Origin of the sequence: Peijinzhouia sedimentorum, from assembly GCF_049340005.1 — a bacterium.
GTDB lineage: Bacteria > Bacteroidota > Bacteroidia > Cytophagales > Cyclobacteriaceae > CAXBDP01.
The window spans coordinates 398162-422626 of record NZ_JBMPIY010000002.1; the positions used below are offsets into that span (position 1 = coordinate 398162).

27 protein-coding genes are annotated in these 24465 nt (G+C 37.8%); 10 read left to right on the top strand and 17 right to left on the bottom strand.

The features are described 5' to 3' along the window. Positions 1–18: 18 nt before the first annotated feature. Genes ACOXY8_RS04960 through ACOXY8_RS04970 form a run of 3 tightly spaced genes read left to right on the top strand, consistent with a single transcriptional unit; the run spans position 19 to position 1721 of the window. Entirely contained in the window at positions 19–558 is a 540-nt protein-coding gene (locus ACOXY8_RS04960; RefSeq protein ID WP_458330438.1) for a CopD family protein, read from the top strand. 43 nt (positions 559–601) lie between these two features. Next, positions 602–1270: an SCO family protein gene (locus tag ACOXY8_RS04965; protein ID WP_458330439.1), complete on the top strand. Its 669-nt coding sequence runs from the start codon at positions 602–604 to the stop codon at positions 1268–1270. Then, complete coding sequence (locus ACOXY8_RS04970) at positions 1254–1721, top strand: c-type cytochrome (RefSeq protein ID WP_458330440.1); 468 nt, start codon at positions 1254–1256, stop codon at positions 1719–1721. Before ACOXY8_RS04965 ends, ACOXY8_RS04970 begins: the two co-directional genes overlap by 17 nt. Here the strand turns inward: ACOXY8_RS04970 and ACOXY8_RS04975 are convergent. The 5 genes from ACOXY8_RS04975 to ACOXY8_RS04995 form a co-directional block, all read right to left on the bottom strand. Then, positions 1718–2869: an aminotransferase class I/II-fold pyridoxal phosphate-dependent enzyme gene (locus tag ACOXY8_RS04975; RefSeq protein ID WP_458330441.1), complete on the bottom strand. Its 1152-nt coding sequence runs from the start codon at positions 2867–2869 to the stop codon at positions 1718–1720. The two genes, ACOXY8_RS04970 and ACOXY8_RS04975, sit on opposite strands and share 4 nt — an antisense overlap. Then, positions 2866–3474, bottom strand: coding sequence for an acetyltransferase (locus ACOXY8_RS04980; protein WP_458330442.1), 609 nt, complete (start codon positions 3472–3474; stop codon positions 2866–2868). The genes ACOXY8_RS04975 and ACOXY8_RS04980 overlap by 4 nt, the downstream gene beginning before the upstream one ends. After that, positions 3467–4084 (bottom strand): sugar transferase, encoded by a 618-nt coding sequence (locus ACOXY8_RS04985; protein ID WP_458330443.1) that lies wholly within the window; start codon positions 4082–4084, stop codon positions 3467–3469. The genes ACOXY8_RS04980 and ACOXY8_RS04985 overlap by 8 nt, the downstream gene beginning before the upstream one ends. Beyond that, positions 4081–5244: a glycosyltransferase family 4 protein gene (locus tag ACOXY8_RS04990; protein ID WP_458330444.1), complete on the bottom strand. Its 1164-nt coding sequence runs from the start codon at positions 5242–5244 to the stop codon at positions 4081–4083. Before ACOXY8_RS04990 ends, ACOXY8_RS04985 begins: the two co-directional genes overlap by 4 nt. 77 nt (positions 5245–5321) lie before the next feature. Then, complete coding sequence (locus ACOXY8_RS04995; protein ID WP_458330445.1) at positions 5322–6437, bottom strand: glycosyltransferase; 1116 nt, start codon at positions 6435–6437, stop codon at positions 5322–5324. A 115-nt stretch (positions 6438–6552) separates the two neighbouring features. Between ACOXY8_RS04995 and ACOXY8_RS05000 the strand changes: the two genes are divergently transcribed. Then, positions 6553–8172, top strand: a complete 1620-nt coding sequence (locus ACOXY8_RS05000; protein WP_458330446.1) for a glucosamine inositolphosphorylceramide transferase family protein — start codon at positions 6553–6555, stop codon at positions 8170–8172. A 166-nt stretch (positions 8173–8338) separates the two neighbouring features. Here the strand turns inward: ACOXY8_RS05000 and ACOXY8_RS05005 are convergent, their stop codons facing one another. Next, positions 8339–10537 (bottom strand): M1 family metallopeptidase, encoded by a 2199-nt coding sequence (locus tag ACOXY8_RS05005; RefSeq protein ID WP_458330447.1) that lies wholly within the window; start codon positions 10535–10537, stop codon positions 8339–8341. Positions 10538–10575: 38 nt separating this feature from the next. Continuing rightward, entirely contained in the window at positions 10576–10959 is a 384-nt protein-coding gene (locus ACOXY8_RS05010) for a MerC domain-containing protein (protein WP_458330448.1), read from the bottom strand. A 206-nt stretch (positions 10960–11165) separates the two neighbouring features. Between ACOXY8_RS05010 and ACOXY8_RS05015 the strand changes: the two genes are divergently transcribed. The 5 genes from ACOXY8_RS05015 (at position 11166) to ACOXY8_RS05035 (ending at position 14728) form a co-directional block, all read left to right on the top strand. Beyond that, a complete protein-coding gene (locus ACOXY8_RS05015) occupies positions 11166–11639 on the top strand; it encodes a hypothetical protein (RefSeq protein WP_458330449.1) in 474 nt (157 codons plus the stop codon). A gap of 124 nt (positions 11640–11763) precedes the next feature. Next, complete coding sequence (locus ACOXY8_RS05020; protein WP_458330450.1) at positions 11764–12399, top strand: ABC transporter ATP-binding protein; 636 nt, start codon at positions 11764–11766, stop codon at positions 12397–12399. Next, positions 12396–13709, top strand: a complete 1314-nt coding sequence (locus ACOXY8_RS05025) for an ABC transporter permease (protein ID WP_458330451.1) — start codon at positions 12396–12398, stop codon at positions 13707–13709. The genes ACOXY8_RS05020 and ACOXY8_RS05025 overlap by 4 nt, the downstream gene beginning before the upstream one ends. A 32-nt stretch (positions 13710–13741) precedes the next feature. Further along, positions 13742–14197 (top strand): hypothetical protein, encoded by a 456-nt coding sequence (locus ACOXY8_RS05030; protein WP_458330452.1) that lies wholly within the window; start codon positions 13742–13744, stop codon positions 14195–14197. An 81-nt stretch (positions 14198–14278) separates the two neighbouring features. Continuing rightward, a complete protein-coding gene (locus tag ACOXY8_RS05035; RefSeq protein WP_458330453.1) occupies positions 14279–14728 on the top strand; it encodes a hypothetical protein in 450 nt (149 codons plus the stop codon). A gap of 155 nt (positions 14729–14883) precedes the next feature. Here ACOXY8_RS05035 and tsf read toward each other — a convergent pair whose 3' ends face one another. The 10 genes from tsf to ACOXY8_RS05085 all read right to left on the bottom strand — a co-directional run bounded on the left by tsf (position 14884) and on the right by ACOXY8_RS05085 (position 23307). Beyond that, complete coding sequence (gene tsf, locus ACOXY8_RS05040) at positions 14884–15714, bottom strand: translation elongation factor Ts (RefSeq protein WP_458330454.1); 831 nt, start codon at positions 15712–15714, stop codon at positions 14884–14886. 112 nt (positions 15715–15826) lie between these two features. Continuing rightward, positions 15827–16594, bottom strand: coding sequence for a 30S ribosomal protein S2 (gene rpsB / locus ACOXY8_RS05045; protein WP_458330455.1), 768 nt, complete (start codon positions 16592–16594; stop codon positions 15827–15829). Between the two features lie 22 nt (positions 16595–16616). Next, positions 16617–17003 carry a 30S ribosomal protein S9 gene (gene rpsI, locus ACOXY8_RS05050; RefSeq protein WP_458330456.1) on the bottom strand — a complete coding sequence of 129 codons (387 nt, stop codon included), beginning with the start codon at positions 17001–17003 and terminating at the stop codon, positions 16617–16619. 16 nt (positions 17004–17019) lie between these two features. Beyond that, entirely contained in the window at positions 17020–17463 is a 444-nt protein-coding gene (gene rplM, locus ACOXY8_RS05055) for a 50S ribosomal protein L13 (protein ID WP_458330457.1), read from the bottom strand. 114 nt (positions 17464–17577) lie between these two features. Next, positions 17578–18294 (bottom strand): RluA family pseudouridine synthase, encoded by a 717-nt coding sequence (locus ACOXY8_RS05060; protein ID WP_458330458.1) that lies wholly within the window; start codon positions 18292–18294, stop codon positions 17578–17580. A gap of 9 nt (positions 18295–18303) precedes the next feature. Further along, positions 18304–19380: a sensor histidine kinase gene (locus ACOXY8_RS05065; RefSeq protein WP_458330459.1), complete on the bottom strand. Its 1077-nt coding sequence runs from the start codon at positions 19378–19380 to the stop codon at positions 18304–18306. A gap of 6 nt (positions 19381–19386) precedes the next feature. Next, complete coding sequence (locus tag ACOXY8_RS05070) at positions 19387–20076, bottom strand: response regulator transcription factor (RefSeq protein ID WP_458330460.1); 690 nt, start codon at positions 20074–20076, stop codon at positions 19387–19389. Positions 20077–20253: 177 nt separating this feature from the next. Further along, complete coding sequence (locus tag ACOXY8_RS05075; RefSeq protein ID WP_458330461.1) at positions 20254–21072, bottom strand: DUF3108 domain-containing protein; 819 nt, start codon at positions 21070–21072, stop codon at positions 20254–20256. Between the two features lie 52 nt (positions 21073–21124). After that, a complete protein-coding gene (locus tag ACOXY8_RS05080) occupies positions 21125–22141 on the bottom strand; it encodes an aminopeptidase (RefSeq protein WP_458330462.1) in 1017 nt (338 codons plus the stop codon). Next, positions 22138–23307 (bottom strand): hypothetical protein, encoded by a 1170-nt coding sequence (locus ACOXY8_RS05085; protein WP_458330463.1) that lies wholly within the window; start codon positions 23305–23307, stop codon positions 22138–22140. Before ACOXY8_RS05085 ends, ACOXY8_RS05080 begins: the two co-directional genes overlap by 4 nt. Positions 23308–23443: 136 nt before the next feature. Here ACOXY8_RS05085 and recA point away from each other — a divergent pair, with 136 nt between their 5' ends. Beyond that, positions 23444–24460, top strand: coding sequence for a recombinase RecA (gene recA / locus ACOXY8_RS05090; RefSeq protein ID WP_458330464.1), 1017 nt, complete (start codon positions 23444–23446; stop codon positions 24458–24460). Positions 24461–24465 lie beyond the last annotated feature (5 nt).

The window sequence follows — 24465 nt, forward strand, 5'->3', positions numbered from 1 at the left end:
CCTTATCTATTTGATCCTATGTCATTACTTTATGTAAAATCGCTCCATATTATTTTCGTTGTTACGTGGTTTGCTGGCTTGTTTTATATCGTAAGGCTTTTCATTTATCAAACAGAAGCTTTAGGTAAAAAAGAACCAGAGCGGAGTATTCTTACAGCGCAATTCAAAATAATGGCGAAAAGATTATGGTTTGGGATCACATGGCCAAGCGCAATTCTAACCTTGATATTTGGCACTTGGATGCTCGTATTAATGCCTGGCTATTTGCAGCAAGGCTTTATGCATTTGAAGTTGACATTTGTCTTTTTCCTCTACTTGTACCACTTTTTCTGCCAGAGAATTTATAGACAACTACAAAATGGAGAAGCAAAATGGACTTCTAATCAATTGAGAATTTGGAATGAAGTAGCCACTATTTTTCTGGTAGCTATTGTGTTTCTTATTGTACTGAAAAATAGTTTAGATATGGTTTGGGCATTGGTAGGTTTGGTGTTATTCACTGCCGTGCTGATGCTAGCAATTCGTATTTACAAATCTTTTCGCCAAAAGGAACATTGACCTTCCATTATTTGTATTTAAGAGATTACAACTCCCTTTGATCATGAAATTCTCTTCCTCGATTTTAATTGCAATTACTTTTTTTTCAGGTCTAATAAGTTGCGAAAGCAGCACTTCCGGTTCTCAAGAATCTCTGCCAATTTTAGGGCGCAAGGAAGTGGTTGAGAAAGTGTTAAATGGCGAAACAATCCAAGATACTATTTACCATACGATTGGCGATTTCCGTTTTGTCGATCAAGATAGCTCGTGGGTAACACCCGAAAGCTTTGAAGGTAAAATATATGTAGCAGACTTCTTTTTCACCTCCTGCCCTACCATTTGCCCAATAATGAAAACACAAATGCTACGCGTATTTGAGGAGTTTAAAGACAATCCAGAAGTAATGATTCTTTCCCATACTATTGATCCTGAATATGATACCGTAGCTCTTCTGAAAGATTTCTCCGAAAGAATTGGTGTGATGGATAATAAGAAATGGAAATTTGTGACTGGAGATAAGGATGAGATTTACAAGATTGGGCAAACTAAATACATGGTAAGCGCAACGGAAGATGTCTCAGAACCAGGAGGATTTGTGCATAGTGGAGCCTTTTTGCTAGTAGATAAGGATCAAAGGATTCGCGGAATCTATGATGGCACCAAAGAAGACCAAGTGGATAGATTAATAAAAGATATACCGAGATTATTGAAAGAATATGAAACTGAACTTTAGTCTTGGTCTTTTACTTATGGGATTCTTTATGATTTCTTGTGATGCCGGCCCCGCAAGTAACAGTGAAGCGTACCAAAAACTCGATAATAATTCGAAAATCAGGTTTAATCAGTACATGCTGGAAGGCCAAAACCTATATACGATACATTGCAGCAATTGCCATCAAAAAGATGGCTCAGGACTAGGAAAGCTAATTCCTCCTTTGGCAGGAGCTGATTATCTAAAAAACAATTTGGCCAACTCAGTTTGTGGAATTAAAAATGGGCTAAAAGGAGAAATTGTAGTAAATGGAATTACTTATAACCAACCTATGCCAGCCAATCCAACGCTAAAGAATTTGGATATTGCCCAAATCATAACTTATGTGGGCAATACTTGGGGAAATGAAATTGGGTTAATTGAAACGGAGAAAATTGTAGAAATACTTGAAAACTGCGAAGGTCAGAATTAGACTGCCTTTTTGCTGTATTTCTTTTCTACAAATATTTTTACCCAATCAATTACTCTATCTAAATCCGCCACACTCAAGTTACTTCCGGAAGGAAGGCATAAACCTTTTAAAAATAGCTTATCAGATGTGCCGTCTCCATAAAATGGGCAATCTTCAAATATTGGTTGCAGGTGCATAGGTTTCCAAAGTGGACGACTTTCAATTTCATCAATAGCTAAGAGTGACCTTAATTCCTCAATTGAGTTTCTGCCAAAGTCGCCATCGATTGTAATACAAGTAAGCCAGCGATTTGAAAAACCACCTTTTGGCTCATCAACGAATTGAATTTCCGGAAATTCAGAAAGGTTTTCTCTATAGTAACTATAATTTGCACGTCTTTGCTGTACTCGCTCATTTAGCACTTTCATTTGGCCACGACCAATTCCTGCGCAGATATTGCTCATACGATAATTATATCCAATTTCGGAGTGTTGATAATAAGGCTTATCATCTCTTGCTTGGGTAGCGAGATATTTTGCTCTTTCAACATACATCTGATTATTGGAGACTAACGCTCCACCACCAGAAGTAGTAATAATTTTATTTCCATTAAAGGAATAAACTCCTATGTCACCAAATGTTCCAAGATGCTTGCCATTATAAGTAGAACCTAAAGCTTCAGCAGCGTCTTCAATTACAGGAATATCATATTTAGCTGCTATAGTCATCAGTTCATCCATTTTGGCTGGGACGCCATATAAATGGACAATAACTATCGCTTTAGGTTTTTTACCTTGAGCAATTCTATCAATTATAGCTTCTTCCAACAAGTCTGGACTAATATTCCAAGTCTCGCTTTCACTATCAACAAAAATGGGTTTAGCTCCTAAATAAACAATCGGATTAGCCGAAGCTACAAAAGTGAAAGAGGAACATAAAACCTCATCTCCTTGAGAAACGCCTAATATGGAAAGTGCCAGATGAATTGCAGCAGTGCCTGACGAAAGTGCAACAACTGCTTTCGCACCAGTATAATTTGAAATGGATTTCTCAAAAAAATTGATGTTCTCACCCATTGGAGACACCCAGTTAGTTAAAAAAGCTTCCTCAACAAACTTTTGTTCGTCATTGCCCATGTGAGGTGAGGAAAGGTAAATCCGATCTTTCATTCTACAATTTTTATAATTTTTCCGGGATTTCCAACTACTACGGCAAAATCCGGTACGTCTTCAATTATCACAGAGCCAGCTCCAATGGTAACCCAATTTCCTATTCTTATGTTTGGAATCACTACGGAACCTGCCCCTATGATTGTTCCTTCTCCTACTTTTACATTACCACATAACGTTGTTCCAGGCGAAATATGCACAAAATCAGCTAAAAAACAATCGTGGTCAACTGTTGATCCTGTATTTACTATTACATGCTTTCCTATACTTACGTCTACTTGAACGCAAGCAGATTGCATGATTACTGTACCTTCATCAATTTTTATGTGCTTTGAAACCTTAGCACTTTTATCAACCCATTTTCCAAAAGTATGTCTCACTTTTTGAGCTACTGACTTACGATGCCTATTATTCCCAATTGCAATTAAAATTGGCTTATCAGTAAACAGTTCAGAATTGTAATTTCCTAAAAATGGTATCCCGAAAAAGCCTTCTTTATTGGAATCATCATCCATGAGTCCAATTATTTTTCCTCCTCCCGCCATTATTCCATCTGCGATTACTTTTGCGTGACCACTTGCTCCAAACAAAATGAATTTATCCATCTCCATTAAATTTTACAGCAGTTGCATGGCCATCTGCATTGATTCCCTTTTGCCCAAATACTCTTTTTATAGTTTTCAATATAATCTCTATATCTAAAATAAAATTACAATTATCTACATACCAAACATCATAATTGAATTTTTGATCCCAAGTAAGAGTGTTTCTACCATTTATTTGAGCCCATCCTGTAATTCCAGGTTTCACTTCATGCCTTCTCATTTGAAATTCATTATACCTACCCAAATATTCAACCAACAATGGTCGTGGCCCAACAAGTGACATTTTACCTGACAATACATTCAAGAGCTGTGGCAATTCATCTAAGGAAGTCTTCCTTACAAATCGACCAACTCTAGTCAATCTCTCTGCATCAGGTAACAATTGGCCATTGCTATCTTTTTGATCAGACATCGTTTTGAATTTGACAACAGTAAATATTTCACCATTAAGGCCTGGTCTTTCTTGCCGGAAAAACACTCCTCCTTGCGAAATAAATAAGCCTATAATTAATATTAAAATGATTGGCGAAAGAACAATTAAAACCACAATTGATACAGCAATATCGAACAGCCTTTTAAAAAAGTGGTATATCGTTTTGCGGTTTTTCATCCAGCGACGTTCTGACTTAAAAATCGCTGATACTCTTCCAGTAAACTATCCCAAACCACGTTTTGCTCGTATCTTCTCACCACCATTGCCCTTGCTTGAGAAGCCATCTGCTTTCTCAACTCTTGTTGGTTCAACAACTTTATCATTGCATTTTGGAGTCTTTCTGTAGATTTTGGAGGAATTATCAAACCATTCACTCCATCCTCTATTATTTCATTGCACCCATTGATATCTGTAACAATGCATGGAAGGTGGAGACATCCGGCTTGCAGTACTACATTTGGGAATCCTTCCCTGTAGGTTGGTAACACAAAGATATTACTCAAATGTAGATAGGGCCGGATGTCTTTTTTGAACCCCGTTTGGATAATGCGCTTATTCCTTTTTAGAATCATAAGGCTTTCACCACTGATAGGATCCAAGTCTTCCTCCATTGACCCCACTAAAATGAGGCGTGAATTTGAATAATTTCTGGAAAGAGAATCAAATGCTTTTATTAACTCATTTATTCCTTTGTCTGCCACCAGTCTACCTACAAAAAGAAAAATCACTTCGCCTTCATTCAACTTCAGATAAGTCTTTAAGGAATTGGCTTCTTTTTCAATTTCATCATTGAGATCGAAAAACTGAGAGTTGATTCCATTGCTCGAGCCATTTGCCAAAACTTCGACTCTATTTGGTTCAGCTAGTTTCTTATCAAGAATAAAACCCTTGAGTCCTTGTGAGTTTGGGTAAACTCTATGAGCTAGGGAATACGTGAGTTTCTCTATTCCTTCAAGCATGGAGCGCTCCATTCCCTCACGCTCCATCAGCGGGAGTCCAGCTACAGTATGCAGCCTCACTGGAACACCCGCCATTTTAGCCGCGAGCATTCCTAGCAAACCTGCTTTTGGAGTATGTGTATGGACTATATTAGGCTTAATTTTTTTGAATATTCGATACAGCTCCATTAATGCTCGCAAGTCTTGCAGGGGCGTAATTTTACGAGTCATATATACTCGCTCTATATTAATTCCTTCGCTTTCGAGTTCGTCTAATTCCACTCCTGGACTGGAGATGGCAGTAACATCAAAATGCTGATTCATAAAGCCCAACTGACCTCCCAACAAATACTTGAGGGATAATGGGATGGTAGTAATGCGAACCAGTTTTTTCTTCAAGAAACTAAATATTTACCCAAAAATACGACATTTAATATAAAGCAAGAAAATGGATTTGGATATATCCAACTATCAATCTAAGCAATCAATGATCTATAAATTCCTTCTAGCTCTTTTACCATTCTTTGAATACTGAATGCTTCCTCAACTCTTTGTCTCGCCGCAATGCCATGAGCTTTAATTTCTTCCTTATTCGTAAGATAAAATCTTAGAGCCTCCACCATCTCTTGTTGACTTTGATCTGACACAAGCAAGCCTGAAATGCCTGGTTCAATAACTTCAGGAATACCACCAACTTTTGTCGCAACGATTGCGCATTCGCAAGCCATCGCTTCCAAAAGTGCCAATGGCAAGCCTTCAAATTTGGAAGACATAAAAAAGATATCCATTGCAGATAAATGCTGCCTTACATTTTCTTTTAGTCCTGGAAGTATCAAGCGATTTCTCAAACCTAAGGTGTCTCGCAAATTTTCTATTTCATCAGAAAGTGGTCCAGCACCCACTAAAAGGAAATAAGAATCGGGATGAGATTTTAATATAGTCGCAGCTACTTTAAGCCAAACTGGCAATTGCTTTTGCTCTCTGAACACCGCCACAAAACCAATTACCGTAGCATCCATCGGAATTGTATATTGCATTCTCAACTCTTCTCCTCCTATCAAATCTCTCTTAAATTGAAGCGTATCAATTCCATTCAAAACCGTAGAAACTGGAACCTTTGTATTTGTATGCTTGCGGATAGATTGCTCCACATCACGCGAAACAGACACCACATGCGCTTGCATGGCAAAAGTGTTTTTATTCAAAAACCTGGTAATTGGATGGTAACGCTCCATTAAATTATGTTCGGTATAAACTACTGGAATTTTGGCAATTCTGCCTGCAATACGTGCTACCACGCCGGCTATTGGTAAGTGCGCATGAATGATGTCAACCTTATTTGACTTGCAATATTTGGCCAGAGAAAATGCCGATAATAAAATCTCCCTATTTCCTCCCGCTTCGAATGAATGAACTTGGGCTCCGTTTTCCTTGAGAAGATATACCAAATCATCTTTTCCTTTTAGAAAATAGGCATAAGAATATTCGAACTGATCATGGGATGCATATTTGTAGCTAATTGGCAACAGCATTTCAGCTCCTCCTCTACCCAAGGATTTTATCAAATGAAGAATTTTGGTTTTTCTATTCAAGAGTTCAAATTGAATTTCTAAATATTGAAAAGGTACACCATTTATTAAAAACAAAAAGATAAATTCGCATTAAGCAATTTCTTCCTAGCTTCAACAAAGATAAATCAAAGTAAAATTGGTCAAACTAAAAGTCGGATTATTACTGAATGAAGAGAAAATTCCTGCTTGGAGCTGGGAAATGATTCGGCAAATTCAAGAAAGTTCTTTTGCAGAAATCTCACTACTAATATTGCGGGAGGATACTAAGAGTGAGCCAAACGACTTCAACAAATTTATCTATAGAGCTTACAGAAAATTAGATCGGAAATTCTTTCCTGCTAATCCCGATGCATTTGCGCGGAAGGCAATTGCCCCTTTGTTACCAGCTAATATTACCAAAGTTTATGTAACACCACGCCAAAGCAAATTTTCAGATTACTTTCCTGAAAGCAAATTAGAAGAGATCAAATCCCATCAACCCGATGTATTGCTCAGAATGGGCTTCAGAATATTAAGAGGCGACATTTTGAATTTGCCTAAATATGGAATTTGGTCTTTTCATCATGGAGATAATCAGGTGAATAAAGGTGGGCCACCAGCTTTTTGGGAAGTGATGTTGGGTTGGCATTGCACCGGTACGGTATTGCAGATTCTCACCGAAAATCTGGACGATGGCAAAGTTCTATTTCGATCTTGGAGCCAAACAGATCCGCTATCGGTAAATCGAAATGCGCAGAAAGTATATTGGAAAAGCCTTTCATTTGTTCCTAGGCTTTTGGAAAAAGTTGCCCATCAAGGACAAAAAGCTATTGATACCGCCATAGCAAAGCAGCAAAGCCAAATTCCTCCTTCAAAAGGATTATTTAAACCGCCGCATAATTTGCAAATGATTGGGCTACTTGCTCGATTACTTGCAAAATCGTTGAGCCGAAAAATCAAAGAAGCATTTTCCAATAAACAGTGGTTCCTTTTGGTGAAGGATGCTGCAGATGAAAATACTCCTCCCATTGAATACAAAAGTATAATCCCACCAAAAGACCGATTTTATGCTGATCCTTTTCCAATTTCAGTAAATGGAAAAATCTATGTGTTCTTTGAGGAATTGATGTTCAACACTAAAAAAGGACATATTGCCGTAGGAGAATGGGAAAATGGAGATCTGTTAAATATTAGACCCGCTTTAAAAGAAGATTATCATCTTTCTTATCCATTTGTTTTCAAAGATGCTGGCGAATGGTATATGCTTCCAGAAAGCAGAGCCAATAGATCCATTGATTTATATAAGGCTTTTGATTTCCCAAACAGATGGGAAAAGCAAACTATTTTGATGAATGACATTGCTGCTGTAGATGCAACTTTGGTGAAAAGGGACGGACTTTGGTGGATGTTTGTAAATATTGCTGAAAATAAAGGCAGCTCTGCTTTCGATGAATTATTTCTTTTTTCGACACCATCATTAACAAAACCAGATTGGCGATCGCATCCTTGCAATCCAATAGTCTCGGATGTGAGAAATGCTCGGATGGCGGGAAAATTATTCTTGAAAGATGGAGAATGGATTAGGCCCGCACAAGATTGTTCTGTGAGATATGGTTATGCCATTCATTTCAATAAAATAACCAAATGGAGTCTGGAGGAATATGATGAGGAGAGGATTGGTGAAATATTGCCTGATTGGGACAAGCATTTACTTGGCACACACACCTTCAATATGAATGAGCAAATCGCAGTGCTTGATGCTTACAAAAGCGTTTGAGGTTTCCTAAAACTAATTTCAGTAATATTTTCGCAAGAAATTGAATACCAATTCATTTCACTATCTATTTTTCAAGCTTATTCTATATTGCTATTTAGGCTAAAAATAAAAGAGTCGACACCATTGGCATCGACTCTTTTCAAATCTATTTACCAACCAAGCTAAATCATTCTTCGTCGAAACGATCGAATCTACTTGCTGCCGGTTGTCTTGGAAATACATTATTTGCAGCATCTGTATCCGCCAATTTAGCATCCGGATCGAAGCTCACTTTCACCACCTGCTTATCTGTGATAAATACTTTACGAACTTCTGTTTCATTTCGTCTCCAAATTTCAGCAGGGATGTATTCTTCTTGAACAGTACCATCTTCAAAAGTTAAATGCACAATTAATGGCATCACCAATCCGCCTTGGTTTGAAAATGAAACTTCATAGAAATTTTTACCAGCATAGGTTTGACGAATAGCTTCATCATCTACTCTAGCTTTGAATTCTCCGTAACTCATCGGATTGGTGTCCATAAGCTCAATACTGAATGGTCCTTCAATGCCTTTTTCGGTACTTCCTTCTCCACCCGCAGCTATTTGACCTTGGGCTTGCACTTGTCCTTCAAAGCTTTTCTCTTCGCCTTTCAGACGAAACCATCTTACATTATCAACAGAAATATTTACGTTATCAACGGTGTAGAACCATCCTTTCCAAAACCAATCTAAATCGATAGCAGAAGCATCTTCCATAGTTCTAAAAAAGTCTGCCGGTTGCGGATGCTTAAACATCCAGCGCTGCGAATATTCTTTGAAAGCCATATCGAAAAGCTCTTCACCCATTACAGTTTCTCTCAAAATATTCAATGCTGCAGCTGGCTTGGTATAAGCCTCAGGCCCCAATTGAAGCGATTGCTCTGGATTGGTCATTATCGGTCTTTGGTAGGTTTTGTCTCCCTTCATGTAAGGTACAATGCTCGCAGGTGTATTGCTGAAGTAAGGCAATTCAGGATACCATTCGGCCATTGTTTGTTGTTCAAGAAATGAGTTCAAACCTTCATCCATCCAAGCCCATTGTCTTTCGTCGCTATTTACAATCATCGGGAAATAGTTGTGACCAATCTCATGTACGATCACACTTATCATTCGAGTAGTAACTCTATCGTCGTAGCTCCCATCTGGGCGAGGGCGACCAAAGTTGAAACATATCATCGGATACTCCATACCTATTGATGCAGCATGCACCGAAATTGCCACAGGGTACGGGTAATCAAAAGTTCTTTCAGAATAAGTCAGTAAAGTGTTTTTTACAGCCATTGTTGACTCCTTTTCCCAAAGTGGGTTTCCCTCTTTGGGATAATAGCTCATAGCTAATGGCGCAGAATTATCAAGTTGCACAGCCATTGCATCCCATATAAATTTGCGGGAGGTAGCAAATGCAAAATCTCTTACGTTCTCAGCTTCGAACTCCCAAGTGGAAGTCTTGGTACTTTTTGATTTTTCGTATTGGATTGCTTCTTCCTGACTTCTAATTATTACTGGCTTATCAAAAGTCTTTTTGGCCAATTCAAATTTTTCTCTTTCTGAAGCCGTCAATACATCACTTGGATTTTGCAACTCACCAGTCGCGGCCAACATGTGATCAGAAGGCACCGTAATGCTCACTTTATAATCTCCAAATGGCAATGCAAACTCACCGCTGCCAAGGAATTGCTTATTTTGCCAGCCATTTACATCATCATACACAGCCATTCGCGGGAAAAACTGAGCAATAGTATATACATAATTTCCATCTTCCGGAAAATATTCAAAACCAGACCTCCCGCCATCTTTCATGCGGTCGTTGATGTTGTAACTCCACTCTACTTCAAAACTGAATTGATCACCAGTTTTCATTGGTTCTGGTAAATCAACTCTCATCATTGTTTTGTTGATGGTATATTTCAGACTATTTCCTTGCCCATCTTTCACAGAATTTATCTTGTAGCCTCCATCAAAATCTGGAGAACCACCAATTATTTGATCAAAGCTTTTAGCTGGAATTGCTCCTCCTAATCCAGCTGCCGTCACACTTTTGGCGTCTGAATCTGAGGCACGCATATTTTGCTCAAGTTGCAACCACAAATAAGTAAGCGTTTGCGGTGAATTATTATGATAGGTAACATTCTCCCAGCCTGTAATTGTCTGATTGTTATCGTCTAGCGTTACCTTTATTTCATAATCAGCTTGCTGCTGCCAATATTTGGAACCTGGTGCGCCCGAGGCATCTCGGTATTCATTGGGAGTAGGAAGTGTAGTTCCTAGTTGCTCAAACTTGGCCTTCCAGCCATTGTCTTGAGACATAGATAAAAAAAATGACCCCATTAAGAATAGAGTCATTATACATACTTTTTTAAGCATAATTAAGCTTTTTGAAATTAACTATTGGGTTTTGGGATACTGCAAACTCTGTAGTTTACAATATGTAATACCATTAACGCAATGGAAGCGGCAAGAGAGATAAATAACATCCATGGTGCTGCTTCATGTGCCATCAATGCGAAACTAAAAATAGCGAAAGAAAACCACAAACCTATTCTCATGGACTGAGTAGGCGACCTTTTAGTAGCGTAAAGCACCGCTAAGAATGACAATACTATAAAAAGATAATCAAGAGTATGCCAATGTGATCCAAAACCATTGACAGAGAAAAGCGACATTGTTATGATCACTGGCAATACAATACAATGCACCATACAAGCCATTGAGCTATAAAAGCCAATCAAATCTGCATTTCGCTTTAACCAAGAAGAATTTTTCATATATTTTATGCAACAACGTTGCAAAGATGGGAAAACTCCTTTATAATTGCAAAAGCAATCAGGAATTATTTTGATTGTTATTCATTTCAGTGGTGGAGTTGTACAGAATCCCGACTTGCAAAAGTTGGGATTCTATTTTTACATTGAGCTTAACAATTTTGGTGGTAAATTTGATTTAATTATTAGAAAATAAAATCCGTAAAAAGATGCATAGTCAAATACATAAAAAATTACCTCTCCTTTCATTGATTGGAATTCTACTATTATGTAGTCAATACGGAATTGCACAAGATTCCAATGGCTGGGCTGTATTTTCGAGAGTCGAATTCAAACCAAAGTTTGTGGAGGATTTCAATGCCCATATGTTCTATCCAGAATTTACGGAGGAGATATTAGCCATGGAAAGCAAAGAGATTACACTCGAAGGCTATGTGATTCCTCTCCCAGTGGACAATGAAGTTGATTTCACAGTGTTGTCTTATTATCCATATGCGCAGTGTTTCTTTTGCGGTGGTGCTGGACCTGAAACGATCGCTACCGTTTACTTTAAAGATAAGCCCAAGAAATTCAAGGTAGATGAATTCATCAAAGTGAAAGGAATTTTAGTATTGAATGCTGAGGATATTGACAAAACTAACTTCATTATCACAGATGCTGTATTAGTAAATAATTCCAAATAGTAAGATCAACCTCCCGCCATTTCCAAGGCTGAATTTCAGTCATTCTACCAGAATTCACTCGGCTATGTAAAAATGGCTTGTCAAGACGGCATAAATTCATAATTTAAGGAAAAACCTATACAAAATGATTGAATTCGAAGGCGTCAGCTTTTCTTATGATCAAAATGCTCAATTCAGATTTAAGGATTTGAAACTTGAGCAGGGTAGTCATTGGCTAATTTTAGGAGCATCTGGTAGCGGTAAAACCACTTTACTGCATTTGCTTTCAGGCTTGCTGAGACCGCAGTCTGGCAGCATTAAAATATCGGGTAAAGATATTGCCAGAATCAGCGAAGCCGAATTAGATAAATTCCGTGGAAAAGAAATAGGCTTAGTCTTTCAAAAAGCTCACCTGGTAAGTGTATTAAGTGTTAAGGATAATTTGGCTTTGGCGCAATATCTAGCTGGACTACCGCAAGATAGCGGGAGGATAAAGGAAGTACTAGCCGAGTTGCAATTGGAGAGTAAAATGAACTCAAAGCCGCATCAGCTTAGTCAAGGAGAGCAACAAAGAGTTACCATCGCTAGGGCAGTTCTAAACAAACCTTCAGTCATATTTGCTGATGAACCTACCTCTGCGTTGGACGATATGAATACTGAAAAGGTGATGAACCTTTTAGAAAATCAAGCAAAAAAATACAACGCCACTTTGGTAATTGTAACTCACGACCAAAGGCTGAAAGGCAGAATTTCTAACCAAATAAAATTGGAAACGATATGAATTTGCCGACTATAAGCTGGAATTACCTTAAAGGAAAGCCACTCAATACATTTTTGAATGTATTTCTGCTGGCTTTGGGAATTGCCATCATCATCGTGTTGCTTTTGGTGAGCAGACAAGTAGAAGAAAATTTGACCAAAAATGCCCGCGGAATCGATTTGGTAGTTGGCGCAAAAGGTAGCCCATTACAATTGATCTTGTCTAGCATATTTCATATTGACTTCCCTACAGGCAATGTATCCTTAGAGGAAGCTGAAAAATTGCTCAACCACCGATTAGTAAAAAATGCAATCCCTCTAGCTCTAGGCGATAATTATGGAGGCTTTAGAATTGTAGGTACATCGAATGAATACACTGATCTATATGAAGCAGAAATCGCCGACGGTGAAATTTGGGAAGAACATTTCGAAACAACTTTAGGCTCAGAAGTAGCTGTAAAATCAGGTCTTAAAATTGGCGATGAGTTTTATAGCGCACATGGAATTTCTGATGGCGGCCACAGTCACGATACAGAACCCTTTGTGGTGGTAGGCATCCTTAAGACTACAGGATCGGCAGTGGACAACCTTATATTCACCAATGTTGAAACCGTTTGGTTAAGCCATGAGGATGGTATGGTTGCAGAAGAAGATTCTACTGTAGTTTCTGTTCCTACAACCACTACTATCAGACCCGCATTTGGTGTTCGCCCTTCAGGTACTACTGCAAGTCAAAGAAAACTGAAACTTGGAAATACAGAAAGAGACCCAAGTATTCCATTGGCAGGCAAGGAAATTACTTCTATGTTTATCCAATACAGATCACCCCTTGGCGCTGTACAATTGCCGCGATATGTAAATAGCCAAAGCTCAATGCAAGCTGCATCGCCAGCTTTCGAAACAGCTAGATTATTTACTCTTATCGGTGTTGGAGTAGATGTAATGCAAGGCTTTGCTTATTTGATAATCTTTATTTCAGCATTAAGTATTTTCATTGCTCTTTACAATGCGTTGAAGGAAAGAAAATATGATTTGGCAATAATGCGTTCTTTAGGAGCGAGCAAACAAAAACTCTTTATCCATGTAATATTAGAGGGAATTATTATTACCAGCTTAGGAGCTATATTTGGTTTATTGCTTGGACACGGCATGGTGGAATTACTTGGAGCAATATTTGAGCAGTCTGGACAATTAGGTGTTACTGGCAGGCAATTCCTTAAAGCTGAACTTATTATAATTGCTGGAAGTTTGATTATTGGAATCATTGCCGCTTTAATACCAGCAATCCAATCTTATCGAACAGATATTTCGAAAGTTCTGGCTCAGGGTTAACTTTGTAAAAGCATTAAAAAAATTAAAATATCATGAAACGCAATTTCTTATTAACTTTTATCCTTGTATTTGGAGTTACACTTTTGGCTCAAAGTCAATCAATTAACTTCAATAGTAGTATATGGGGTACTTTATCTAAAGTCACTTATAAAATTGGAAAAGATGAATACGGCGAATTATACATTCCTGTATTTGATGAAGATGTAAAAAAACTCGAAGGAAAAGAAGTTGTAATACCTGGTTATATTATTCCATTCGATGGAATGTTCAAGCCAGATCATATAATTATCAGCTCTCTCCCACTTAGCGAATGTTTCTTTTGTGGATCAGGTGGACCTGAAACTGTAATGGATGTATTCCTTAAAGAGCCTGTGAAATACACAAGCAATCCCATCAAGATCAGAGGTATTCTTACTTTAAATGATAAGGATCCTGATCAAATGATGTACATTCTGAAAGATGCAAAATTTGACGGATTAGCATTCTAAACTATAAGGACGAAAATATTTAGGGCAATTATCAAATATTTGATAATTGCCCTTTACTTTTGCCCTCTAAATAAAAAAACCATGAACAAATTAAAAACATTATTCTTAGCTGTAGTTGTTGCTTTTGTAGCAATTGCTTGTGAAAGTGGACCAACTGAAGAGGAACAACAAAATTCTTTGAAAGATGAAGTAATGGAAATTCATGACGAGGTAATGCCGAAAATGGGCGAAATGAATACCTTGAAGAATGAATTACTTGCAGATGCAGATAGCCTATCGGCCGACTCTAGCAATGTTGAAAACTTAGAATTGAGCATAGATTTAAAGCAAATTGCCAGTGAACTGGAAGAAGCTAATAAATCTATGATGGATTGGATGAGAAACTACAAGCCAACATTCGATGAGCAAACACATGAAGAAATCATGCAATACCTTGAAGATCAAAAAGTAAAAGCTGGTGAAGTAAAAACTAAAATCCTTACTAGCATCGAAAAAGCTAAAGCTAAAATTGCTGAAAAATCTGAGGAGTAATAAAACTCACATCGATTGAAAAAATGAAAGCAGGCCAGATTTGGCTTGCTTTTTTATTTTCAAGGTTCTCACACTATTCATTTCATATTGACCCTAAAACAAAAAAAACCAAGATCAAATCTTGGTTTTTTTTAAAATAATATGTGGGAGGATAATTAACCTAATGCTACTCTTTTGAATGCACTTACAGTTAGTCCTTTATTCACGCTATCCAAGTATTGTTGAATAGTCATGCTATTGTCTTTCACAAAAGTTTGACTTAACAATGTATTGTCTTTGAAAAACTTGTTCAATTTACCAGTAGCAATACGCTCAAGCATTTCCTCAGGCTTACCTTCTTGGCGAGCTTGATCCATACCGATTTCTATTTCTTGCTGTATCACTTTCTGATCAACACCGTCTTTATCTAAAGCTACAGGATTCATCGCTGCGATTTGCATAGCAACATCACGTCCTGCTTCACTTACATCAGCATCGCCAGTGTTTACCATTGCTACCAATACGCCAAGCTTAGCACCCATGTGGATATAGCTAATCACTTTTTCACCTTCTACAATTTCAAAAGCAGTGATTTCAATTTTCTCACCAATCTTACCGATCATTTCTACTAGCTTATCGGCTACAGTAAGGTCACCCAATTGTAGGGCTTTCAACTGCTCTATCGTAGCTGGCTTGTTTTGGTAAGCCAAGTCGGCAATTGCATTACCTAATGCTTGGAACTCATCGTTTTTAGCAACGAAATCGGTTTCACAACCTACCGCTACGATGACACCTGTTTTGTGATCGTCGCTAGTTCTTACAAAAACACTTCCTTCATTTGTTTCTCTGTCAGAACGAGCAGCAGAAACCTTCTGACCTTTTTTTCTTAGGATTTCAATTGCAGTATCGAAATCTCCACCAGCTTCAGTGAGTGCTTTTTTGCAATCCATCATACCGGCACCAGTCATTTGTCTAAGTTTGTTGACGTCTTGTGCTGTAATAGCCATGATAAGTCTTATTTTGTTAAGTGAATAATCAGGTTAGAATTAAAACAAAAATTGAACATTGGAGCAGGGTCACAATGTTCAATTTCAATTTTATACGAAAATTATTGTAAACTTATTCCGCTTTAGCCTCTTTAAGGTCGGCTTGTTTTTTAGCTTCAAGCTCTTCATTCTGACGCACATCTTCTTTCTCTTGCTTACGCTCCATCAAACCTTCTTCGATAGCAGCTGCAAAAGCTTTTGTGATGATTGTGATTGATTTCCAAGCATCATCATTTGCTGGGATTGGAAAATCAACTGTACTTGGGTCAGAGTTAGTATCAACCATTGCGAATACTGGAATATTTAATCTCTTTGCTTCTTTTACAGCGATGTGCTCACGTTTTACGTCAACCACAAACATTGCTGCAGGTAAGCGGGTAAGATCAACAATACCACCTAGCACTCTCTCCATTTTCTCTGCTTCGCGTTGCACCATTAGGCGTTCCTTCTTAGCAAGATTCTTGTAAGCTTCGTCTTTCATCAATTTATCCATTGAAGAAAGCTTTTTCATTGACTTACGTATTGTAGAGAAGTTAGTAAGCATACCGCCCAACCATCTTTCTGTTACGTAAGGCATTTTAAGCCTTTTTGCTTCTTCAGTCACAATGTCTTTCGCTTGCTTTTTAGTAGCTACGAACATGACCTTACGACCTGAACGAACAAGATTTTTAATTGCATGCGATGCTTCGTCGAGACATGCTAATGTTTTATTAAGATCTATAATGTGAATTCCATTCTTCTCCATAAAAACATATGGAGCCATTTTTGGATCCCACTTACGAGTAAGGTGACCGAAGTGTACACCTGCATCCAAAAGATCTTTGTATTCTAATTTGGCCATCAAAAATTCGTTTTGAAATCTATTAACGTTTGCTGAACTGGAATTTCCTTCTTGCTTTTCTTCTACCTGGCTTCTTACGTTCCACCATTCTTGGGTCACGAGTTAAGAAACCTTCTTTTTTCAAGGCTGGGCGATGCTCTTGGTTATTCTCGCACAATGCACGACTAATACCTAGACGAATTGCTTCTGCCTGACCTGTTAAACCACCACCATCTACATTCACAACAACATCGAAAGATTCAGGCACATTCACAAGGTGGAATGGCTGCTTTACGATTGTTTGCAAAATTTCAGAAGGAAAATAATCGCTCAATTTGCGATCATTGATAGTTACCTCTCCTTTACCTGCGCTCATGTAAACTCGCGCTACGGAGGTTTTTCTTCTACCTAAGGTATTGATAATTTCCATGTAATCGATTATCAGATTATAGTTTTATCACTTCTGGCTTCTGAGCTTCATGTGGATGCTCAGTTCCTTCGTAAACATACAAATTTTTAAAAAGCTGTCTGCCAAGTCTTGTTTTTGGAAGCATACCTCTTACGGCTCTCTCAACCAATAAACGAGAAGACTTGTTTTTCAATTCTCTAGGAGTAATTGATTTTTGACCTCCTGGATATCCAGTGTAAGAAAGATAAACTCTATCGTCCATTTTCTTTCCAGTCATTCTTACTTTGTCAGCGTTGATTACGATTACATTATCGCCAGTATCAACGTGCGGAGTATAATCAGGCTTATGCTTGCCTCTGATTACTTTCGCAACCTGACTTGAAACACGACCAAGCACCTGTGCACTTGCGTCTATTATCACCCACTTCTTCTCAGCAGTAGCCTTATTAACCGAAACGGTTTTATAACTTAGAGTATCCACTTCTTGTAGAATTTAATGCCTTAACAAACAATCATTTATAGTTCCCCCTGAAAAAGGGACACAAAGATATGAGTATAGATTTGGAAAAACAACAATATCAAGGAAATATCAGTCTTAATGTGTAAATTTTCTTAATTGATTTACAGCGACCTTAAAATCCTTAGGGTATGGAGCCTCCCAACCTAGCTCATCGCCATTCAGTGTCCTGAATCGAAAACTTTTGGCGTGCAAAGCTACTCTTTTTATTATTGGAAGTTCATCTTCTCCGTCTTTTATATTGTATTGTTTTTTATAAGTTGACAAAAATAGTGGTTTTCCACCATAAGTTTCGTCTCCAACGAGTGGCGCTTTCATCCAAGCAGCATGCACTCTGATCTGATGCATACGTCCCGAAAGCGGAAAACAGCCCACTAAAGTATGGAATCTATACGCCTCCAAGGTTTTAAAAACCGTGGTTGCTTCCTTACCTTCTCTTGTATCTACTCTTACAATTCCCTTTGCCAATGTTTTTAAAGGCACATTGACTACATCTTCCTTGAAGTCATGCACACCATCTACTATGGCATGGTAAATCTTCAATACCTCCCGCTTTTCCAATTGGATGGAAAGATTGCGGTATGCCTCTGCATTTTTGGAAAGGATTAAGATACCAGAGGTTTCTTTATCCAATCTATGGCAAAGCTGTAGGTTTTCATCATATTCCTTCGCCAATGATAATAAACTCACAGGATCATGTCTATCATCCAATGAAGAAAGATAAGCAGGTTTATTTACTGCTATATAATTAGCATCTTCACCTATAATCAAACTCTCAAAACTAATTTTCTTCATCTTTCTTTTCTATCCTTTCGCCTGCTCCTTAATTGGCTCATCTGCAATAATAGGTTGTGGTCTCTTCAATTTAAAACTAAAAACAGAGCCTTTACCAACCGTGCTCGTTACCATCACTTTAGAGTTATGAGCTTCGATTATATGCTTCACAATAGCCAATCCAAGACCCGTTCCACCTTTTTCTTTTGATCTGCTCTTTTCTACTCTATAAAAACGCTCGAAAATTCTCTTAATATCTTCTGGAGGAATTCCCTTGCCGGTATCTTTTATGAATATAGTAACATCTTGCTTGCCTTGCTCAAAATCTATGATAATGCTGCCTTCGTCCGAACTATATTTCACTGCATTGGAAACGAGATTTAGCATTACCTGATAAATCTTTTCTGGATCGGCATGCACAAATATTGGATCCTTGAATTCCTTCGCAAAGGTAATCTCTATTTTCTTTTTAATTGCTTTATCTTCGAGTTGATCTACTACCTCCTCAGCAATTTCAAGAATATTTACATTCCCAAAATTCATTTTCACCGCTCCAGTTTCTATTCTTGATAAGGTCAGTAAGTCTTGTACTAAGCGATCAAGACGATCTAAACTACGACCTGCTCTTCTCAGGAATTTCAATCTTACGGCCTTATCTTCCACTGCTCCATCAAGTAATGTATGGATGTAACCTTGGGCTGAGAAAATAGGCGTTTTTAATTCATGCGAAACATCCGCCACAAACTCTCGACGAAAAGCTTCCATTTTCTTCAAATCTTCAATCTCCCGCTGCTTCATCGATGCATAGGAAAATAGCTCCTTATTGATGCTTCTGAAAGGATTATTGAAATCTAATTGACTTTTGGGATTAATCACTTTGCCCCCTTCTTTCAGTCGCTCTAAAACGCGATAGATTTTGGTTACTTCTTTAAAAATAAGTAGCTCCATAGTGATGGAAGTGAAAATAACCGATGCAGAAAAGGAAATAACAAATGTAACGCCCAAAGCTATCTTACTTACCTCTGGCACCAAAGACAAAAAAGCCGTAGTAACTACGGCTATTGAACAAGCTAAAAACAGGGCTACCGCTCTAGAGTTTATTCTCATTAATCGTTAGTTTACTTCAAATTTGTACCCTACGCCTTTTACTGTGGATATATAACCTTCGCCAATTTTCTCCCTTACTTTTCGAATGTGCACATCCACAGTTCTCGCAAGTACATACACATCCAGTCCCCAAATATTCTGCAAAAGCTCATCCCTACTAAATACCTTATTTGGGTTTTGAGCTAGGAAAAACAGTAATTCAAATTCTTTCTTCGGCAACGATATCTGCTGCTCATTGATACTCACTGTATAACTACCTCTATCTATCATCAAATCGCCAACCTTTACAGTGTTGTTTACTTTTTTCTTTTTCTGGTCGCGACGGAAGATTGCATTGATACGACTCATCAATGCTCTTGGCTTTATAGGCTTATTAATATAATCGTCTGCTCCCACATCGAAAGCTGCTACTTCGGAATACTCTTCAGAGCGAGCCGTTAGAAACATAATGTAAGAACCTGTCAGTTCAGGGATTTCTCGCATTTGCCTGCACGTTTCTACCCCATCTTGAATTGGCATCATTATATCGAGCAAGGTGAGCTCTGGCAAAAACTTTTTGGCTATCTCAACAGCCTTTTTCCCATCATGAGCTACTTTTACTTCATAGCCTTCCTTTTCAAGATTGTATTTCAGTAATTCACAAATGTCTGTATCGTCGTCAACTACTAAAATTCTGTGATTGGCTTTATTTCCCATAACGATTACAAAATAGGCTAATCTATATTAGCGGAGTAATAAATTGTTTATGTAAAAGTAATAGGCTTTGTAATTGAAAGAAACTAAGCCTGACTAAATCTACACAAATTATGGCTCAATGTAAAAATGCGACAAAAAAGCGGGAGGATAAAAAGCCTGATTTCGCAAATGCTAATATTATCTCTTAGCAATTTCGTTCAGTGGGTATCGTAAATTGGTGAAGCTTTTCAAATCCATATCAACTGAACCTACAAATAGATTCACCTTTATTTTAAGTGGTATTCGGTTTTTATCATCCGAAATCCACATCTTCACCGGATTGTCACTACCGAAAATTTTATTCTTCTTCATGACTGGATAGAAAACCAGTGTTTTGAATTCACCTAATTTAGTATTCAGGCTTTCTTTACCTTCGAAGACAATTTTCATGTCGTACAACTCACTATCAAAAAATCCTTTTACAGAAACTGTGTCTCCTTTTTGAAGCTTGCTGAAATCCATTAATCGGAAGTAATAATAGCCACTAACTAAGTCTTGAACATTTTCAGGAACATCATAGTTTTCAGTTTCTTTTACTTTCCTAGTGACTTTATCCAGTTTTGAGAGAACTGCTATATTTTGCTCTTGGTCAAAATTTACAATTTCATTTTTGCGATACTTACCTTCTTCAATATACCTGTAAGATCTATGTGGGATCATATGTGTAGTATCCATCAATGTCCCCCAATTGTCTCTTACTCTTTGAAATACATCAAAAACACCAACGGTTTTTGCGTAAACATCAATTTTATAATTGGGTCTCTCATTTACAATGTGGATTCGATCATCTACTTGGAAGGTTGCTTCTGCAGCGTGAATTATACCAATGGATGCTCTGTAGGTTAACGTTTCGCTTGTTCCGAATGTACTGTTCTTGAGCTTTTTATTGCCTGCTGGCTTGTCTGACCCTATAAAGGCCAAAAGAAAAAGAAAAGAAAGTACAAGTAGGTTACGCATAAGAGAAAATCATTTTCGACACGGGTTTTTCAAGACAAAATATATACCAAAACTAGCCATGCTTCTTAATTAAATGAGCTATATAGTTTTTCAAGTTTTGCTCAAAGTCCATTTCAAACTCTTCCTGAAAAATATTTTGCTTGGAACGATACCTCCTGAAATTCATTATAAAGGTGTTATTAGGTAAATCTGCAAAATAGTCGTGGTAGACTTCTTCATTATGAAAAGGGACTTCTTTTAGCCCTTCTACTAGTTCAGAAATTTTTTCTTCTTTTAATTTTTTGGCCCTTTCTACATTACTTGTATCTAGTTCAGCATAAAATTGCTCTAACTCAATGGAGGCCTCTAACCAATATTCAGCAAAACGTCTATAATCATCCTTGCTATTTAAATATTGTTTTAGCTCCTCCGAATCTGCACCAAATTTTTGTATTAGGAAAAGCTCCGCTCCTTTATCTCCAATAAAGGTGGCTACATTCTCATTTTGATCTGTATCATCCTTTATGAAAATACTTCCATGGCTCAATTCGTGGATGATCAGATTAGCTAAATCTCCTTCTTTTCTCTTGAGCATAGAAGACAGTACAGGATCCTTGAACCAACCAAGTGTGGACCAGCCACTGACTGCACGACCGCTTACATCCCAACCTCCCGCTTTTAATTCCTCAAGCTCAGCTTTTGCCTTTTCCTTATCAAAATATCCCTTATAGCTAAATGTGCCCAGCAATGGAAATTTCCATTCTTTAGATTTAAAAGCAAATGGCTCACATGCAGTGATCACCCACAATGTAGTTTCATCTCCTTCGTAATAAAGCTTGGTGTAATTTTCACTCTCATTGATGCCGAGAGAATCAAATGCAAATCGACGAATTTCTTGAATTAATTGGAGCTTATAAATTTCGTCATCACTTAAATTACCCTCAGCTAGCCAATCTTCGATGGGTCGTGCATTCCAGACTACGGTAAGCTGGCCTTTGGCTTGACTTAAACCATAAGCCACCATATCTCCAAATATTACAGCTACAACACCTAGGATAGCAAGAATAGCAAACCCGATTTTTTTCTTCATTTATTAGTGCTTTGGACTTTTTGAGAAAGCAGAAAACTTGGACGGTAACTGAAATACAATCCTCCCGCATATTCCAAAAATTGATTCTGCAAATCGTAATAAGGTTCAAATCTAAAAGAAATGACTAAACCCTCCTCCATTTTTATGTCCTTATAAAATCTCAAAAAGAGCAATTCCCTTTTATTTTCTATTTGTAGCGGATTATCCCACTTGTTACCAATTGATGAAAACAAATATCCTCCTTCGGGCGAATAAAAATCTTGTCCAAACCAATAAGAGATCATAAAATCAAATGCTTGATTATCTAAAGTAAAATTGAGATAATATCCCTCACCAGTTTCTAATGGCATTGCAGCTGTTCCCAAAGTCCTGTAAAAGGCCAAATATGGTTCAAATTTTACTTGCTGCATAAAAGTATTGTCTCCACCATTCCATGCAAGAGACGCTCCAATTGCATAGTTTAGCAAAGTGTTTGCAGGTATTCCTGTAGTATCCAACCTGGCACCAAAATGTTGTGCAGTTACTTGTATTGGTACACCAAATGTATATTCATCATCTTTCGAAAAAGTGAGAAAAGCTGAAGTTCCAGCAAATACAGATTCTTTTTGGTTACTACCAGGTGGTGCATCATTTCGCCAATCCAACCAAGTATCCCAAAAAATCCGCTCATTCTCTACCAAAAACTGAATTCCAGTTTCCTGTCTTCGATCAATCACCCTCTCAAAGTTTTGAAATGGCTCGATCAATCTATGATTTAAAGCTCCATCCAAATTTCCCATTATCATTCGGAAACCAGGCTCTTGGTATGTAAACGAAAACGTGGGGCTTATTTGCCTAAAACCATTAGCCCCAAAATCCCTCAACATATAAATGCCTGCATCAATTCGAAACCGAGCACCCGGCTGCCAAGCTAGATATGGATTTATTTGATAGCCGAGCAAGCTGTAACCATCAGCAATATTGTTATCAAAAGCTTTATGTCTTAAAAACCCAAAAGTATTGATCCCTGCATATAAACCCGATTCTTCAAAAAGCTGCTTTCTCTCAAAAAAAGATGAATTATCTACTTGTGCTGAAAGTTTATAACTTGATAATCCGAAATAGAGCAATGAGGCACAAAGGCCGATCAACATTTTGAGCATAACAGTATTTGGACTCTTTGGCATTTTAAGTTTGAATGTAGGTATTATCGAAGCTAGAATAAGCAGCTGGGTTTAAAAAGGTTCAATGTGTTCACTAATGATAATGAAAATTATCTTTGATTTTGTAATTTCACCCTAGATATACGAGATAATTGGAAAAATGAGCGAAAAAAGTGAAAAAATGAAAGCCCTACAGCTTACAATGGATAAGCTGGATAAAACCTATGGCAAGGGAACCATAATGAAGCTAAGTGATGAAAGAGTGTTGGACATTCCAGCCATCTCTACTGGTTCATTAGGATTGGATATAGCATTGGGCATTGGAGGAATTCCTCGTGGAAGAATAACTGAAATTTATGGACCTGAATCGTCCGGTAAAACGACTTTAGCCATGCACTGCATTGCCGAAGCGCAAAAAGCGGGAGGTATTGCGGCTATAGTTGATGCGGAACATGCATTCGACAAAGCCTATGCAGAGAAGCTTGGAATTGATACTGAAAACCTATTGATATCTCAGCCAGACAACGGTGAACAAGCTTTGGAAATCACCGAACACCTTATTCGCTCAGGAGCTATTGACATTATAGTAATTGACTCCGTAGCTGCACTTGTACCTAAAAGCGAACTTGAAGGCGAAATGGGTGATAGCAAAATGGGTCTCCAAGCTAGATTGATGTCACAAGCATTAAGAAAGCTTACTGGTACGATCAATAAAACAGGTTGTGCTTGTGTGTTCATAAATCAGTTACGTGAGAAAATCGGCGTAATGTTCGGTAATCCCGAAACAACTACTGGTGGTAATGCCTTGAAATTCTATGCTTCAGTAAGATTGGATATACGCAGGATCGGCCAAATCAAAGAAAGCTCTGATAATATCACTGGTAATAGAACTCGAGTGAAAGTAGTGAAAAACAAAGTAGCTCCTCCATTCAAAGTTGTTGAGTTTGACATTATGTATGGACAAGGAATCTCCAAAGTAGGTGAAATAATTGACCTTGGAGCTGAGCTTGAAGTAATTAAGAAAGCTGGTTCTTGGTTCTCCTATGGTGATAATAAATTGGGTCAAGGTAGAGAGTCAGTAAAAACTTTACTGGAAGACAATCCTGAACTTTCGGACGAAATTGAAAACAAAATTCGCGATAAAGTAGCTGGAAAAGTAGTAAAAGAACAGGCATAAAAACC

Excerpts from the sequence above, each read along its gene's own strand:
- ACOXY8_RS05065 (WP_458330459.1), bottom strand. The coding sequence starts at position 19,380 with ATGAGAATAAACTCTAGAGCGGTAGCCCTGTTTTTAGCTTGTTCAATA.
- ACOXY8_RS05080 (WP_458330462.1), bottom strand. The coding sequence starts at position 22,141 with ATGAAGAAAAAAATCGGGTTTGCTATTCTTGCTATCCTAGGTGTTGTA.
- ACOXY8_RS05010 (WP_458330448.1), bottom strand. The coding sequence starts at position 10,959 with ATGAAAAATTCTTCTTGGTTAAAGCGAAATGCAGATTTGATTGGCTTT.
- ACOXY8_RS04965 (WP_458330439.1), top strand. The coding sequence starts at position 602 with ATGAAATTCTCTTCCTCGATTTTAATTGCAATTACTTTTTTTTCAGGT.
- ACOXY8_RS05075 (WP_458330461.1), bottom strand. The coding sequence starts at position 21,072 with ATGCGTAACCTACTTGTACTTTCTTTTCTTTTTCTTTTGGCCTTTATA.
- ACOXY8_RS05020 (WP_458330450.1), top strand. The coding sequence starts at position 11,764 with ATGATTGAATTCGAAGGCGTCAGCTTTTCTTATGATCAAAATGCTCAA.
- ACOXY8_RS05005 (WP_458330447.1), bottom strand. The coding sequence starts at position 10,537 with ATGACTCTATTCTTAATGGGGTCATTTTTTTTATCTATGTCTCAAGAC.
- tsf (WP_458330454.1), bottom strand. The coding sequence starts at position 15,714 with ATGGCTATTACAGCACAAGACGTCAACAAACTTAGACAAATGACTGGT.
- recA (WP_458330464.1), top strand. The coding sequence starts at position 23,444 with ATGAGCGAAAAAAGTGAAAAAATGAAAGCCCTACAGCTTACAATGGAT.
- ACOXY8_RS04960 (WP_458330438.1), top strand. The coding sequence starts at position 19 with ATGTCATTACTTTATGTAAAATCGCTCCATATTATTTTCGTTGTTACG.
- ACOXY8_RS05085 (WP_458330463.1), bottom strand. The coding sequence starts at position 23,307 with ATGCCAAAGAGTCCAAATACTGTTATGCTCAAAATGTTGATCGGCCTT.
- ACOXY8_RS04980 (WP_458330442.1), bottom strand. The coding sequence starts at position 3,474 with ATGGATAAATTCATTTTGTTTGGAGCAAGTGGTCACGCAAAAGTAATC.
- ACOXY8_RS05035 (WP_458330453.1), top strand. The coding sequence starts at position 14,279 with ATGAACAAATTAAAAACATTATTCTTAGCTGTAGTTGTTGCTTTTGTA.
- ACOXY8_RS05070 (WP_458330460.1), bottom strand. The coding sequence starts at position 20,076 with ATGGGAAATAAAGCCAATCACAGAATTTTAGTAGTTGACGACGATACA.
- ACOXY8_RS04975 (WP_458330441.1), bottom strand. The coding sequence starts at position 2,869 with ATGAAAGATCGGATTTACCTTTCCTCACCTCACATGGGCAATGACGAA.
- ACOXY8_RS05025 (WP_458330451.1), top strand. The coding sequence starts at position 12,396 with ATGAATTTGCCGACTATAAGCTGGAATTACCTTAAAGGAAAGCCACTC.
- rpsI (WP_458330456.1), bottom strand. The coding sequence starts at position 17,003 with ATGGAAATTATCAATACCTTAGGTAGAAGAAAAACCTCCGTAGCGCGA.
- ACOXY8_RS05030 (WP_458330452.1), top strand. The coding sequence starts at position 13,742 with ATGAAACGCAATTTCTTATTAACTTTTATCCTTGTATTTGGAGTTACA.
- ACOXY8_RS05015 (WP_458330449.1), top strand. The coding sequence starts at position 11,166 with ATGCATAGTCAAATACATAAAAAATTACCTCTCCTTTCATTGATTGGA.
- ACOXY8_RS04985 (WP_458330443.1), bottom strand. The coding sequence starts at position 4,084 with ATGAAAAACCGCAAAACGATATACCACTTTTTTAAAAGGCTGTTCGAT.
- rpsB (WP_458330455.1), bottom strand. The coding sequence starts at position 16,594 with ATGGCCAAATTAGAATACAAAGATCTTTTGGATGCAGGTGTACACTTC.
- ACOXY8_RS04970 (WP_458330440.1), top strand. The coding sequence starts at position 1,254 with ATGAAACTGAACTTTAGTCTTGGTCTTTTACTTATGGGATTCTTTATG.
- ACOXY8_RS05060 (WP_458330458.1), bottom strand. The coding sequence starts at position 18,294 with ATGAAGAAAATTAGTTTTGAGAGTTTGATTATAGGTGAAGATGCTAAT.